Source organism: Terrimonas pollutisoli, from assembly GCF_029360765.1.
GTDB lineage: Bacteria > Bacteroidota > Bacteroidia > Chitinophagales > Chitinophagaceae > Terrimonas_B > Terrimonas_B pollutisoli.
Genome location: NZ_JARKNA010000010.1, coordinates 158,010 through 171,984, shown reverse-complemented (window position 1 = coordinate 171,984; position 13,975 = coordinate 158,010). Strand labels below are relative to the sequence as shown.

The following is a 13,975-nucleotide window of genomic DNA, read 5'->3' as shown; positions in this document are numbered from 1 at the left end:
GTCAACATGCAAGAATATCACCTGCATAAAAACGCAAAACCTCTTTTCCCCCAGCGTGGGTCAACATGCAGGAACAGTGGGTCAACATAAACAGGAATGGAGGGTCAACATGCTCAGGAATCTACAGTCTAATTTTTTTTCTTTCGTCCAGCATGAGGTTTGTAAAAAACGTCAACAGCCCGTTTTCCAGGTGTTCCATTTTTGAGTTTTATAGGCTTTTTCTTACTTTTTAGCTTCTTTATTGTGACCAAATAATTTAAAATCTGGGAAACTCTTTTGCTTGTGTATTTTTTTCCTGATGCCTCACAAGCTTTCCTTACCTCCCAAACATAAACGGGGTTGTTAAAAAGTGTTGAATTCAAAAGGTCATTCTCAATAAAGTGGGCGGTCTTCCTGTCGCTTCTGGCAGTAATAAAATAGTCGTGTACTCTTTTATTTTCCTTGTAAAATTTAACCAGGAGAGGAGTCGTCCTTATTTTACTAGTCAATTTGTAACTTGGATTAAGTAGCTGCGATCCCCTTAAGTTGAACCCTACCGCGATTTTATCTGCAATATCATCAGTCATCTGTCGTGTCCCATTAAGAAGCGCATAAATATGGCTTTCTGAAACTCCAGTAAATTCAGCCAAACCAAGAATTTCCAAGCCAGATAGAGTCATTAATCTGTTAAGGCGCTCGTTAGGGGGATTAGAAAGACTCGAAAGAGTTGTTTTTGACATCCCCCAAAGGGAAAAAACAAGTTGTCCTAAAAATTATTCAATAATTCTTTGAATAATTGAAACCTTACATTAATTTCACTTTACCAAATAATTTAGAAATTATTTAAGGCATATATAAAGAGTCTCGTGCTCGAAGATTGACAGCCAAGAAAGCGAGACGGTAAGTAAATGCCCATATCTATCTGTTGTACTATTTTCGTACGGTAGAATCAGATATGGGTCTTATCGTAATTCCATTTTCTTGGCTGTCACTAAGAGCGGTGGTTGATAAGGCCCATATTTTTTTATCAATCTTTGATGACTCTCTTAAACTTTTCTTATGAGAGTTCATTACATCCACAAAGAACTTCACTTATTGCTTACCCGCTTTGCGGTAAAACCAAAGAACCCGGTTTAATGTCACCCTGAGCTCTGAGCTTGTCGAAGTCTCTCATGTTTCGTTAGGAGTTAAGTCCTCTGTTAGTAGCATTTTTTTTCATCAAGAGACTTCGGTTAATAGCATCAACAATATTATAAACGGCCGTCCCAAGCTCTCCCCCTACCGGGGGAGCGGGGAGGGGCCTTAAATCACAAGCAATGAAATTCAAATCTTGCTTACTGGCCATTCTATGGCCGGCACTCCATACCCTTGCCCAATCACCAATAGCTATTCGTCCACTCACTGTTGGTGATACCGCTCCCGACATTGTTTTCAGCAATGTAGTTAACAACCCCGTTTCTAAAATCCATTTATCCCAATTCAAAGATCAATTGGTTATCCTCGATTTCTGGGCCACCTGGTGCGGCTCATGTATTGCTAAGCTAAATACTATCGATTCGCTCCAGCAGGCCTTTCCCGGCAAGCTAAAGATCATACTCGTCAACAATCTCATCGGCACTGGTGATACCAAAGAAACGATCACCGCCTTTTTCAGCAGGTGGAATAAAAAGCATCCTGCTTTTCGTTCCACTCATGTGGCAGAAGACACCCTCGCTGCCAAATACTTTCCTCACATCTTTCTGCCCCATTATATCTGGATAGCGCCCGGTGGTCGCATCATCGCAATCACCGATGGCGAGGCACTCACCGCTGCCAATATCAGCATGCTTGTATCGGGTATCATGCCCCATCTGCCCCTGAAAACGGACAAACGGATGGGATCACAATAGTTCCCTCACTTCAATCAATCTTCATCACAAAAACAACTGCAATGACAAAATCAATTTTTACTAGTACACTCTTGCTGATTGCAATAACCCTGCAGGCGCAAACCAAAACGGCCACAGTTACCGGCCGGCTGCTGTCAGCCGAATCCGGTGCCAGCCTGGCAGGTATCACCATTCAGTCAACACGGTCACAGGCTACAGTTATCACGGATGCAAAAGGTGAATTCATCATCCCGGTAAACCATTTTCCCGATACCCTGCTTTTCTCTCACATTGGTTATACAGTGTTTCGGCTTCCTGTTACAAAGCGGGGTTCAATAGGTGCTGTATCATTACAGCCCAACATTCGCCAGCTCTCCGAAGTGGTGATCAGCACCGGTTACCAGCAAATGAAAAACACAGAGTCGAATGGTGCCGTCACCGTGCTCGACAACAAAGCGATCAACCAGCAACGTGGCCTCAATATTTTAAAGCGCCTGGAAAATATCACCAGCGGTCTTGCCTTCAATCCCGGCTACGGCAACGGCAATGGAGCCAATAAAACCAATCTTTCCGTGCGGGGCCTCGCTACCATCAGCGGTCCGCTCGATCCTTTGATTGTGCTCGACAATTTCATTTACGAAGGCAACATCAGCAACATCAATCCCAACGATATTGAATCCATCACGGTGCTGAAAGATGCAGCGGCCTCTGCTATCTGGGGTGCAAGGGCTGGTAATGGGGTTATCATCATTACCACCAAAAAAAGCCGCTTCGCGCAGAAAATGAAAATAGAACTGAGTTCAGATTTGATCATGACGGCTAAGCCTGATTTGTTGGCATTACCCGAAATGAACATTTCAGATTATATCGGTGTCGAAGAGTTCCTGTTCAATAAAGGCTATTTCAATTCCGTCATCAATCGAAAATACCAGTCTCTCACACCCGCCGTTGAAATTTTCCTCCAACACCGTAATGGTCTTATCAGCTCCGTCGATTCAGCCACCCAAATAAATACACTGAAATCCCGGGACGGCCGCAGACAATTTGAAAAGCATTTTTATGAAACGGGGCTTATCCGTCAGCATGCCCTCAACCTGCGCGGCGGCTCGGACAATCTCGCCTGGATTATTGCTGGCTCCTACGACCGCAGCATGGACAACCTGCACAGCAGTTATGAAAAAATAAATGCCCGCTTCAGCAATACATACAAACCCACCAAAAACCTCCGGATTGATTTGGGTGTTTATTACACCGCCAGCAAATCCGTTTCTGGCAAATATCCTTACAGCACAGTCAGCCTCATCAATGGCCGCTATGTTCCTTACCTGCAGTACGCTTCGGTGGATGGGGCCGCAATGCCCGTAGCAAATATGTATCGTTCCGCTTATACCGACACCGCAGGCGCAGGTTTATTATTGGACTGGAACTATTACCCGCTTGAAGATTATAAGCACAACAAAACAACCACCCGCCTCAATGAGTTAATGGCGAATGTGGGTGTCAGTTACCAGTTATTAAAACCTTTATCCATCTCCCTGCAATACCAGTATCAAAAACAAACCAGCAACGGTGAAGGTCTTGCCGGTATGCAAAGCTTCAGCACCCGCAATACCATCAACCTTTTTAGCCAGCTCGACAGGGCCACCTCAAAAATAAAATACATCGTTCCCCTGGGCGATGTTCTTCGCAGGTCAACGGCCAACCGTAAAAGCCAGAATATCCGGGCTCAGCTTAATTTCAATAAAACCTGGTCCGCTCATAGCATCAATGCCATCGCCGGAGCCGAAGCAAGAGAGATTGCCGGCGATAGTTACGGCACTGTATTCTATGGCTATCGTGCCGATCCCTTGACGTTTGCCAACGTAGATGTTGTCAACCGCTATCCAACATTCATCACCGGCGCTTTTCAATCCATTGCAGGCGCTCCCACCATGACGAACACCAGCAATAGATTTGTGTCTGTATATACCAGCATCTTTTATTCCTGGAAAGATCGCTACAGCTTTTCGACCAGTGCAAGAAAAGACGGTTCCAACATTCTCGGCGTTAAAACAAATGATAAATGGAAACCTCTTTGGTCAGCAGGTTTAGGCTGGACACTGTCAAAAGAATCTTTCTATAAAGTAGAATGGCTGCCTTTTCTTAAACTTCGCTCCACCTACGGCTATAGCGGCAATCTCGATCTCAGCCGCACGGCCCTGCCATTAGCTTCCTATGGTAGTGACTTCATCACCGGCCTGTCTGTCGCATCTATCAATACGCTCAACAACCCGCATTTGCGATGGGAGCAGGTGGGTCAGTGGAACACGGGGATAGAGTTTTTTACCATCAACAAAACACTCAGTGGTTCTTTGGACTTCTATATCAAAAAAGCCACCGACCTCTATGGCAAAGCGCCTTATGATTATACCGCCTGGGGTCAGCAAAACACCCTTATTCGCAATGTGGCATCCATGCGAGCCACCGGTTTCGATTTGCTGTTGAATTCTATCAACCTCAACAAAGGCTTCAAATGGTCCAGCTCGCTGCTGTTTAATTATAACAACAGCAAAACCACAAAGTATTTTGATGACGCTGCCACATCTTTGACCACACTCTTAAGCACTGGTCGCAATATCAATCCGGTTATCGGCAAGCCGCTCTATGCCATCGCCGCTTATCGCTGGGGCGGGCTCGATATAGAAGGTAACCCGCAGGGCTTTTTAAACGGACAGCTCAGCACTGACTACAGCGCCATCTTTTCCGAAGCAGCAGGGAAGGGCATGCAAAACAGCGGTATTGTCTATAAAGGTTCTTCCATCCCGGTTTACTTTGGCTCCCTCATCAATACATTTTCCTGGCGCCACCTGGAACTCGCCATCAACATCAGTTACAAACTCGGCTATTACCTCGGCAAACCAGCTTTATCATACAGCTCTCTTGTCAACAGCGGCACAGGTCATAAGGAATATGCAGATCGCTGGCAAAAGCCCGGTGATGAATTGATCACCCATGTTCCTTCATTTGTGTATCCTGTCAATGGTAACCGCGATGCCTTTTACTCCATCGCAGATATCAATATCATTAAAGGCGATCATGCTCGCTTGCAATACATCGATCTCAGTTACGCTGTTGGCAAAACAAAAAAATGGCCCTTGCAAAACACCCGTCTCTATGTCAACATGGCCAATCTCGGCATTATCTGGCGGGCCAATAAGGATCGTTTCGATCCCGATTTTCCCGGTATTGTACCATTGCCAAAAACAATTGCTTTTGGTCTGAAAGCAGAATTCTAAACCTTAAAACTTTTTCTATGTTCAATTATAAACCCTACTCAGCTTTGCTCATACTGTTTGTATTTGTTTATGCCACATCTTGTAAAAAATACCTGGACGAGAAACCCGATAGCAAACTGGCTGTGCCTTCTACATTATCCGATTTACAGGCCCTGTTGGATTTTTCTTTCCGTATGAACCTTAAACGTACGCCAACTTTTGGTGAAGCTTCTTCGGATGATTATTTCCTGTTGGATGAAACCTATAACAACTTTGATCAGGAAAAACAACAGATCTATTCCTGGTCAAGAAAAGATTACAAGTTTCAAAACGATTGGTCCATTGCTTATGAACCGGTCTACAATGCAAATTTTTGTCTCGAAACAATTGATAACATCTCTTTGACTGCAGTCAATGCTGATCAATGGAACAATATAAAAGGCTCGGCACTGTTTTTCCGCAGTTATTATTTTCTGCAGTTGATGTGGGTTTATGCCAAAGCCTTTGATGAAACAACAGCCAATACCGATTTAGGCATTGTATTGCGTCAAACTTCCGATTTTAATATACCCTCGGTACGATCTTCCGTCAACGATTGCTATGAAAGGATTTGCAGCGATGCAAAACAAGCGGCCCTTCATTTACCCGATCATTCATCGCATCCATTTCGTCCTTCAAAAGCAGCCGCCTACGGCTTACTGTCCAGGGCATATTTGTCCATGCGGATTTACGATAGCGCCTTGCTCTATGCAGATCGTTGTTTGCAATTAAAAAATACACTGATGGACTTCAATGCCGATACGGATGTTGACCCGGATTTATCCTCCTCTGTTCCATTTAAGCGGTTCAATAAGGAAACGATCTTTTATACGGAAATGAATGCCACCTTTTTTATCAATGATCCTTATTATGCAAAAGTGGATACCACACTTTACAACAGTTATCCGGAAAATGATTTGAGAAAAACAGCCTATTACAAACCCAATAGTGGCTTTCAGCAATTCAAAGGCAACTACACTGGTGATGAATACTTTTATTTTACCGGTATAGCAACCGACGAAATCTGGTTAATCAGGGCTGAAGCACATGCCCGTGTTGGAAGCATAAATGAAGCAATGAACGGCCTGAATACCTTACTAAAAACAAGATGGAAAAATACCGAACCATATACGCCGTATACCGCCACAAGTGTCCCCGAAGCATTGGCTATTATATTGGCAGAGCGGAGGAAAGAATTGCATGGTCGTGGCCTTCGTTGGATGGACATTAAGCGGCTCAATAAAGAAGCAGCAAATATTACTTTGAAGAGAATAATAAACGGGCAGGTTTATTCACTGGCGCCAAATGCCAGCTATTATGCATTACCCCTTCCGGCCGACATCATTCAGTTGACCGGAATACCACAGAACTAATGCATAAATAGAGGCTGTCTTTTACCCTGAGCTCGACGAAGTGTGAGCAAGAACTGTCATGCTAAGCTTGTCGAAGAGGTCTAAGCATGAGCTTGCCGAAGAACAGAAGCAATGTCACCCTGAGTTTATCGAAGGGTGACATTGCGAAAGGAGAATAATAAGACAGCCTCTTATCTTTCAAATCCTAATCCCGCTGGTTGGAAGCTTGATTGTTAGTCGGATCAGTAATAGAACTCACATGCGCTGTTGATCCGCTCAGTGTAGCGCCAATCGTAAAATTGTTCAGCTGCGTTGGGCTGGAAGGATTATCGACATAGCTGTCAATTACTGCAATACGGCAGGCCTTTTCCGGTTGGCCACCACAAAGGCTAAGATTCTTTCCCTGGTATTGCCAATGCGTATTGGCTTCATTTTCTACATTGGCTACCGAATACCCGCCACTCACACTACCATTGAATTGAAACACGTACATATCCACAGGTTTCTTGGGAGTGGTAAAAGCAGAGGCACCAGCTGCGATCACGGCAGCGATAAGTCCGAAAATATAACGTCGCATAAAATTGAATTTTGAATAAAAAAATAAGGTTCAGAAACATTCCTATCATTGTAAAAAATTGTCGATCCACTCAAACACTTACGAATTGAGGGCTTTAGCCCCCTCTCCTTCGGAGAGGGGGTTGGGGGTGAGGTATATTCGCTCCCTTTCGGGAACTATGTGGGTGCGCTGCTCTCAGGTTTAAATCTTCTCCGTGATAAGATAATTCCGGCAACTGACAGCAAAATAAAAAATAGGTTGAAGAAGATATGTTGTGTCCACGAGAGCCGTTGAATGACGCCGCCACAATTGCAGGGCAGCGATGGCGCAAAAATGATCATGCAGATTAAATAGAGTGTCAGCAACACCAGCAGCACCAGCGCAGCATACAATCCCTTGTTGCGGGTAGCTGGCAGAAATAATAGTAAAGCAATAACTATTTCAATGGCGGGCAGTCCCCAGGCAACAATACCGGCAAAGGATTTTAAAACTGGTGAGTGCAATAATACATCTTTGAAGTTAGCCTGGTCTGCCAGCTTACTGATAGCAGTATAAAGAAACAATAGCAGTAATGCTGCGCTGATAATATCAATGGCAAAGGTCCTTTTCTTGATCATTCCATTCCCGCACTACTTATTTGTAAATGCTGGAATAAAGTTCCTTTACACCACCCTTGTAGAAATGGTCATTTCTGGGCTTTAGTAGATGGTTATTACAAATGGCAGTGAAAAAATAGCAGCTACTTTTTAGTGTCTTTATTCTTTAGATGGCGGGGTGAATAGCCATAAGTTTTCTTAAATCGCCGGATAAAATTCGAAGTGTCCGAATAACCAACGGCCTCCCCAATTTCATAAACAGGCATTTCATTTTTCATCAGCAGGGCATAAGCTTTATTCATTCGTTCATCAGCAATAAACTGCGCCACTGTTTTTCCGGTCAGCGATTGAAACGCCTTATTCAATGGCTTTATACTGGCATAAAATCGTCTCGCCATTTCGTTCAATCCACCCAGGTTTACATCCCCCAGGTTTTGCAATATATATGCTCTTGCAGCGATGGCCTTATCATGTGTTGTCACATAATTAACAGTCTGCTGTTCCTTCAATAGGTATTGATCATGATAGAGGTGAAGAACTTCAAGAATACATCGCCTCAGTTCAAAATCAAGTGATGCTCCTCTTTTAAATGTTTTTTCCAGCTTTTTAATGATCTTTAAAATGCCATAGGGCAATGACAGTGATGTAAGAGCCAGGCCATGGGGCCGTTCTTCTTTTAAGTATTGTTTCAGCTCCTGGAAAGCTGTATGCTCAGCAACCGTATTCATTAAATAGTAATGAGGTGGTACTACACAAAACCAAACATAATGGCCTTTTGTAAGCTCAATCTTTTGTTGTCCCTTCGGAAGATAAAGCATCGTATAACTTCTTGCAGCCAGGTTCACTTCAACATCACCCACCAATTGCAGCCTGGCATACCCTTTTAGAAACATCGCAAGGCTAACACAGGGTTTTTCAGTGATCAATTCTATATACCCGTTTCGCATTACGTTAAAGGAACGCAGTTCAATCAGGTAATCATCCCCATAGATAGATTGTATAAAAAACTCTCCCAGGTCACATGTTGTAAAGGCTGGCTGGGCAAAGGGAATAATAGGCTGATAGCCGGCTGGAAATTGAGCTGTCGTTATCACATTGCCACATAAGGGTGTGGGGAAATGAAAACGCAAAGGCGTTGCCATAGAAATAAGGTTTCATCGCTGTCAGTTTGCAGGTTAAAATTAAAACCCGCTTGCACAAAACAGGCTGGGCTTACCTTATTTTCACATCGGCTATCCCTGCGTTCACATAAAACTTCTCCCATCACTTATTCTTTTTCGGCCATTATTGTAAACTTGATCTTACTTCAGACCCGCAGGCAGGTGTTCGATTGTAAGGAATAGATCCACAGATAAGCGAAGTGTTGCACATTGGTGCAGAAACATCCTAACCAAACATACCCTTATGAACAACGCCATTTCCTTACACCTGGCACTCACCACACCTTTTACCAAAGAACAGATTGCTGCACTCTTTAACAGCAGCAATGATAGGCACTCCCGCAGGCTGCGGCCCTGTCTCACTTGATTACGGCTTACAACAAAGGCAACCAAATAATTACTGGATTCTTTTTAATTCGGATTAGGCAATCCTGCTAAGGCTGATTAGTAGCACCAAAATCACAGCCCATGAAAACATTGCCCACCCGTGTAGTCATCTACCCGAAAGATGTCGAAAACATCACCGGCCGCCGTGGCCGCACCGCCAGGAAACTGTTGCAAAAAATAAGGGAAGCCTTAGGCAAGCGTTCCCACGAGTTTATTACCATCAAGGAGTTTTGCCTGTTCACCGGCATCAGCGAAGAATTGATAAAAGATTTTTTACGGGATTAATGCGGGTTTCTTTCCGGCCTTGAAATTGGGGGCCGTTCGTTCTTCTCCTGGTAGCTATCCATTATAGCAGTACTAGAGATAATGTTAATGCAAAAGATGTGGTTTAAAGGCGCGAAAAGCTCTTCAAAAAGTAGCTGAATACGCCGTACAACAAGCTACCTAAGTGAACCCGTAAGGGTAACTTCTTATAATACCGGTTTGAAATTATGTCTCCTGTTGGCTGCATTGATTGTGATAAAATATACATATCTTCATGAACACAATCACAATAATACTTTTCTTTAGTGGCCAATCATCAGTGAATACCGAAATAGGAAACTCCCGGATGCTTTTAAAGGCAACAACCAAAAATTCAGGTAAAGTATTAAGTTGGTGCAGGCATTACCCGCAGACAACATAAACAGAGTTCTTATTTACTCCATTTTGTGTATTCAATAATATACTTTATCCTGCCCTTCCAGATGTATATTATTGTGAAGAAACCTAAATTTCTATACTATGTACACATTCCAAATCCTGACCCAAAATACTTTTCTAGTACAACTGTTCCGATATTATCAGCGGCATCCCGGCCTGCAACCTCATTACTTTTCACCACTACTTAAATTATAAATTATGTACGGGATCGTAAACAAAGCCATACAGGGTCTTGTCGTAGAGAATTACGGCGAAAACGCCTGGACAAAAATCAAAGAAAAAAGTGGTGTAAACGTCGAGTCTTTCCTGAGTAATGAATCTTATCCTGACGGCGATACCTATAAACTGGCAACAGCGGCATCAGAAGTACTGAATATTTCACTCAGGGAAGTACTGGTAGCCTTTGGCGAATATTGGGTGCTTAACACGGGGCCGAAAAATTATGGTTCTTTGATACAATCAGGAGGAAATACGCTGAAGGAGTTCCTGATCAACTTGCCCAACTTTCATAGCCGGGTAATGCTGATTTTTCCTAATCTCAAGCCGCCTGAATTTTTTGTATCCGAGGTTAAGGAAAGATCATTGCTGCTGCATTATTATTCCACCCGGCCAGGATTAAAGGATTTTATGTATGGCCTCATTCAGGGGTTGGGAAAAATGTATAAAACCGAGACAAAAATTACCATCCTGCAAAGCAGGGAGGAAGGATTTGACCACGAAGTGTTTTTTGTAGAGTGGTAAGCAAACCGGTGCTATGAGTGTACCTGTTAACATACTAAATGGGAAGCTGAATACCTTGTTTCCGTTTTACTTTATTATCAATGATTCATTAACCATTGCAGACGCCGGCAAAAGCCTGTCGAAGTTATTTCCCGACATCATTGGAAAGCAGTTGCAGGATTGCTTCCGGTTAAAAAGACCGGCCAGTGCAGTGTTTGAATTTGATTCCATAGTAAAATATGCCGACCAGATTTTTATTTTTGAATCAACCGACGGCAGGTCGATTCTGTTCCGGGGCCAGATCATTACAACAGAAAACTTGCGAATCCTCCTATTTGTCAGTTCCCCCTGGATAACTGATGCGGATGACTTAATGAAATATAATCTTCTGCTAACCGACTTTGCTTTGCATGATACCACTACAGACATGATACAGATCATAAAGTCAAAGGAGATCATGATGAATGATATCAGGAGCCTGGCAAACAACCTGGAGATGCAAAAACGGGAATTAATCAGGGCAAAGGAGTTGGCCGATACCAATGCCGAGTTGGAAGCCTTCAGCTATTCGGTGTCGCACGATCTGCGTGCGCCGCTGCGGGCCATCAGTGGTTATACCGGGATACTGATAACAGACTATGCCGGACAGTTGGATGCCGGGGCCAGCCGCTTTTTAAACAACATCAATCTCAGTGTTCGCTATATGAATCGACTGATAGATGATCTGCTGAATCTTGCCCGCATGGGAAAGAAGGAACTGGAAGTCAAGTTAACAGATATGGATAATCTCGTAAAATCCGTTATCAGTTCTCTGCTTTCACAAAGCACAGAACCAGCGAAAGCCCGTATTAACATTAGCGTGCTTGAACAAGCGCCATGCGATGCCAGTCTTATGTTCCAGGTATGGCATAATCTTATTTCCAATGCTTTGAAATACTCCGGCCAGCAGCCCAGCCCGTACATCGAAATAAGTTCATCCCGGAAGGAGGAAGAAATCATCTATGTCGTCAAAGACAACGGTGTGGGTTTTGATATGCAATACGCCGACAGGCTGTTCGGCGTTTTCCAGCGTCTGCATCCCGCCAACGAGTTTGAAGGTACAGGCGTAGGCCTGGCATTGGTGGAACGTATTGTAAAGAAACACGGCGGCCACGTGGGAGCAGAATCGGAACCGGGCAAAGGAGCTACTTTTTATTTTAGTCTCCCCTTATCATCGGCTCAAACCAATAAAACAGCCCATACGGAAGAATCCGCTAAAATGACTCAATGAACCGGGAGGTTTGTGTGTTTTGAAAATGATTTAAAAACGCTGAGTTGCTGTTATTCTTCATTTTCTGTTCTGGCAGTTAAATCTTTGAGATAACTAATGAAGGTAAGTAGGGAAGTCGCAACACTTATTTTAAAAAATAGTGAAACATGAGATGGTATGCCATTTAACAGTTTGGCCAGCCCGCTAAAGCCCAGGAAAGATGCGGATGTAACAAGAAACAACAATGTCCAGGAAAAATTGTCAGCGTCTCTTTCTTTCACAGTTTTACATTTCAGATTAAATAACAGGTAATGGGCATAAATATTTTATACTTGTCAATAATTTTTCTGTTTTAAGGTAAAATACTTACATCAATTAAAGGAAAATCCTACTCTACGAAGTTGAAGACTTAGTGATCTATGCTAATGGCAAACCTAAAATGCTAACTATAAAAAACGACTAAACATCCATCATTTATCTCATTTTAAATGAAATTCTTTCGTATCGGCTACTGTTATATATTGAGTCTGCCATTGCCTCCCACAATACCGGCCGGATAGAATACTTCTTTCCTTTCTTTGCCGAGTGTTCCCTTCAAATCCTTCCTTGCTGGGTGTTCTTTTCCTTCGCTGGCGATGTCTGGCTCTGAGCATGGGCACAACCGCCAACTCCCCGCGTTAAGGAGCGAAAATTTCGTAATTTAATGGATGTCTGTTAAATGAAAGATAACTGAACTGGATGGCGTTTTATTTAATCCCAACCGAAGCTATCCGAAGTGAGGCAGGCAGGCATCCCTGAAAATGCAGTGTAATTCACCATCCGAAAATTCTGGACGCTTAAGAATGCTTTCATTTCTTAATTTGACTGCAATTCCTTTTTTTTGTAGCTGAAAAGATTCTATTCTTACCTTTTGATTATTCTTCGCTGCGGACCCGCAGCAAATCCTCACTTCCTTTGTTTCACCTGGATTTATTCATTACATCACATTAAGGCTCTAATATGGAATCGGCATTAAATACCCGCGCCGGGGTTAATCGTGTTGAATTAGCAATTTTGGCCAAATGGCTGCTTCATGAAACATGGCTTTGCAGCATGCAAGTATTGGAGCACCGCCTGTCAGCTCATTCGATCACAAGTGAAAGAAAAACAAAACTACAGGAAATGCACACCGCTTTTTTTTACCAGGCTTTTTATAGCCCGGTGCTTACCACTTCCGACATTGACCACTTATTACAAAATTCCCGTAAAATGTTATTCATGCTGAGAGAATTGGATGCTAATGCCTGGTCCAGGTTTGTAATGGAGAATGATCTCAGTTTTTAACCTTCTTCCCTAGCGGCTTTACGAAGTCCCCGGCTTCGTAGTTTTATGCCAATGGTTTCAAACCATTTTTTTCCTGTTGCTTTTTTTCATATACCTCAATACCTGCCGATATGCTTACAAAAAAACAAAGTAAAGGCCATCCGTAACAATACGTCGTAATTCTCTGTAAGGGTTTTATTTGGTCATGTAGGATAACGATGACATTACAAATACACAATGTTCTATTTTATCCGGCTGAGATTGTTCCTTTCTTTGCTCCCATTAAAAAAATAAGCAGACCCTAAAGAAAAATCCACCCTCTGAATAAAAGACCCGTACCCTGTTAACCATTCTTGTAATTCCCTATGAAAACAACAACTAGTCCAGGCTATGTTCCGCCTTCTTCCACGGAAACACGTCTCTACGACATAGCGGAGGCTTTGCTCAACAGCGTTTTGTCCACCGCAGCGAGCAATGGGAAGTCGTTTACAAATGATATTCCCCGACATCTTACCTTGGGCGACGGTCTACACTCTGTTACTTTCGTGCTCAGTGCAGTATTAACAGCCCTGGTGAGGCATGCAGAGTATGATTGCGTTCATTTATCGGCAAATGTGTCTGAACTTATGGCACTTGTCCATATCAGAAATATAGGCCTTCTCAATGTCGTCACTTTTGAACAGGATATGAGTAAATGGCAGCCTCTGGTTGAAAAAATGCCAGGTTCAGTAAGTGTTGCTGTTGGGCAAAACAATATGGCAACCATCACATTCGGCTTTCCCCAAAAACCTCTGTGAGGTCTCGTGAATTG

The 13,975-nt window shown here is 43.2% G+C and carries 14 protein-coding genes; 9 read left to right on the top strand and 5 right to left on the bottom strand.

Annotation, left to right across the window (positions count from 1 at the left end):
• Nucleotides 1-128: 128 nt before the first annotated feature.
• Nucleotides 129-629: a helix-turn-helix domain-containing protein gene (locus tag P2W73_RS16620; protein ID WP_276503206.1), complete on the bottom strand. Its 501-nt coding sequence runs from the start codon at nucleotides 627-629 to the stop codon at nucleotides 129-131.
• A gap of 666 nt (nucleotides 630-1,295) precedes the next feature.
• On the opposite strand from P2W73_RS16620, the gene P2W73_RS16615 reads away from it, so the two are divergent.
• The 3 genes from P2W73_RS16615 to P2W73_RS16605 are packed head-to-tail and all read left to right on the top strand — an operon-like array spanning nucleotide 1,296 to nucleotide 6,513.
• Nucleotides 1,296-1,868: a TlpA family protein disulfide reductase gene (locus tag P2W73_RS16615; protein ID WP_276503205.1), complete on the top strand. Its 573-nt coding sequence runs from the start codon at nucleotides 1,296-1,298 to the stop codon at nucleotides 1,866-1,868.
• Nucleotides 1,869-1,909: 41 nt separating this feature from the next.
• The gene (locus P2W73_RS16610) at nucleotides 1,910-5,122 is read left to right on the top strand and encodes a SusC/RagA family TonB-linked outer membrane protein (RefSeq protein WP_276503204.1); all 3,213 of its coding nucleotides are present in this window, start codon (nucleotides 1,910-1,912) and stop codon (nucleotides 5,120-5,122) included.
• A gap of 17 nt (nucleotides 5,123-5,139) precedes the next feature.
• Nucleotides 5,140-6,513 carry a RagB/SusD family nutrient uptake outer membrane protein gene (locus P2W73_RS16605; protein WP_276503203.1) on the top strand — a complete coding sequence of 458 codons (1,374 nt, stop codon included), beginning with the start codon at nucleotides 5,140-5,142 and terminating at the stop codon, nucleotides 6,511-6,513.
• 184 nt (nucleotides 6,514-6,697) lie between these two features.
• On the opposite strand, the gene P2W73_RS16600 is transcribed toward P2W73_RS16605, so the two are convergent.
• The 3 genes from P2W73_RS16600 to P2W73_RS16590 form a co-directional block, all read right to left on the bottom strand.
• Nucleotides 6,698-7,069, bottom strand: a complete 372-nt coding sequence (locus P2W73_RS16600) for a hypothetical protein (protein ID WP_276503202.1) — start codon at nucleotides 7,067-7,069, stop codon at nucleotides 6,698-6,700.
• A 155-nt stretch (nucleotides 7,070-7,224) separates the two neighbouring features.
• A complete protein-coding gene (locus tag P2W73_RS16595; RefSeq protein ID WP_276503201.1) occupies nucleotides 7,225-7,665 on the bottom strand; it encodes a MauE/DoxX family redox-associated membrane protein in 441 nt (146 codons plus the stop codon).
• A gap of 122 nt (nucleotides 7,666-7,787) precedes the next feature.
• The gene (locus P2W73_RS16590) at nucleotides 7,788-8,786 is read right to left on the bottom strand and encodes a helix-turn-helix transcriptional regulator (protein ID WP_276503200.1); all 999 of its coding nucleotides are present in this window, start codon (nucleotides 8,784-8,786) and stop codon (nucleotides 7,788-7,790) included.
• Between the two features lie 262 nt (nucleotides 8,787-9,048).
• Between P2W73_RS16590 and P2W73_RS16585 the strand changes: the two genes are divergently transcribed.
• The 4 genes from P2W73_RS16585 (at nucleotide 9,049) to P2W73_RS16570 (ending at nucleotide 11,883) form a co-directional block, all read left to right on the top strand.
• Nucleotides 9,049-9,171, top strand: coding sequence for a hypothetical protein (locus P2W73_RS16585; RefSeq protein WP_276503199.1), 123 nt, complete (start codon nucleotides 9,049-9,051; stop codon nucleotides 9,169-9,171).
• A gap of 101 nt (nucleotides 9,172-9,272) precedes the next feature.
• Nucleotides 9,273-9,476 carry a hypothetical protein gene (locus tag P2W73_RS16580; RefSeq protein WP_276503198.1) on the top strand — a complete coding sequence of 68 codons (204 nt, stop codon included), beginning with the start codon at nucleotides 9,273-9,275 and terminating at the stop codon, nucleotides 9,474-9,476.
• 615 nt (nucleotides 9,477-10,091) lie between these two features.
• Nucleotides 10,092-10,634 carry a heme NO-binding domain-containing protein gene (locus P2W73_RS16575; protein ID WP_276503197.1) on the top strand — a complete coding sequence of 181 codons (543 nt, stop codon included), beginning with the start codon at nucleotides 10,092-10,094 and terminating at the stop codon, nucleotides 10,632-10,634.
• A gap of 13 nt (nucleotides 10,635-10,647) precedes the next feature.
• Nucleotides 10,648-11,883, top strand: coding sequence for a sensor histidine kinase (locus P2W73_RS16570; protein ID WP_276503196.1), 1,236 nt, complete (start codon nucleotides 10,648-10,650; stop codon nucleotides 11,881-11,883).
• A gap of 50 nt (nucleotides 11,884-11,933) precedes the next feature.
• Here the strand turns inward: P2W73_RS16570 and P2W73_RS16565 are convergent, their stop codons facing one another.
• Nucleotides 11,934-12,143 carry a hypothetical protein gene (locus tag P2W73_RS16565; RefSeq protein WP_276503195.1) on the bottom strand — a complete coding sequence of 70 codons (210 nt, stop codon included), beginning with the start codon at nucleotides 12,141-12,143 and terminating at the stop codon, nucleotides 11,934-11,936.
• 718 nt (nucleotides 12,144-12,861) lie between these two features.
• Between P2W73_RS16565 and P2W73_RS16560 the strand changes: the two genes are divergently transcribed.
• Entirely contained in the window at nucleotides 12,862-13,185 is a 324-nt protein-coding gene (locus tag P2W73_RS16560; protein ID WP_276503194.1) for a hypothetical protein, read from the top strand.
• 344 nt (nucleotides 13,186-13,529) lie between these two features.
• Nucleotides 13,530-13,961 carry a hypothetical protein gene (locus P2W73_RS16555; protein ID WP_276503193.1) on the top strand — a complete coding sequence of 144 codons (432 nt, stop codon included), beginning with the start codon at nucleotides 13,530-13,532 and terminating at the stop codon, nucleotides 13,959-13,961.
• Nucleotides 13,962-13,975 lie beyond the last annotated feature (14 nt).

Coding starts and splice junctions, on each gene's coding strand:
- P2W73_RS16580 (WP_276503198.1), top strand. CDS start 9,273: ATGAAAACATTGCCCACCCGTGTAGTCATCTACCCGAAAGATGTCGAA.
- P2W73_RS16615 (WP_276503205.1), top strand. CDS start 1,296: ATGAAATTCAAATCTTGCTTACTGGCCATTCTATGGCCGGCACTCCAT.
- P2W73_RS16595 (WP_276503201.1), bottom strand. CDS start 7,665: ATGATCAAGAAAAGGACCTTTGCCATTGATATTATCAGCGCAGCATTA.
- P2W73_RS16600 (WP_276503202.1), bottom strand. CDS start 7,069: ATGCGACGTTATATTTTCGGACTTATCGCTGCCGTGATCGCAGCTGGT.
- P2W73_RS16585 (WP_276503199.1), top strand. CDS start 9,049: ATGAACAACGCCATTTCCTTACACCTGGCACTCACCACACCTTTTACC.
- P2W73_RS16610 (WP_276503204.1), top strand. CDS start 1,910: ATGACAAAATCAATTTTTACTAGTACACTCTTGCTGATTGCAATAACC.
- P2W73_RS16575 (WP_276503197.1), top strand. CDS start 10,092: ATGTACGGGATCGTAAACAAAGCCATACAGGGTCTTGTCGTAGAGAAT.
- P2W73_RS16570 (WP_276503196.1), top strand. CDS start 10,648: ATGAGTGTACCTGTTAACATACTAAATGGGAAGCTGAATACCTTGTTT.
- P2W73_RS16555 (WP_276503193.1), top strand. CDS start 13,530: ATGAAAACAACAACTAGTCCAGGCTATGTTCCGCCTTCTTCCACGGAA.
- P2W73_RS16605 (WP_276503203.1), top strand. CDS start 5,140: ATGTTCAATTATAAACCCTACTCAGCTTTGCTCATACTGTTTGTATTT.
- P2W73_RS16590 (WP_276503200.1), bottom strand. CDS start 8,786: ATGGCAACGCCTTTGCGTTTTCATTTCCCCACACCCTTATGTGGCAAT.
- P2W73_RS16560 (WP_276503194.1), top strand. CDS start 12,862: ATGGAATCGGCATTAAATACCCGCGCCGGGGTTAATCGTGTTGAATTA.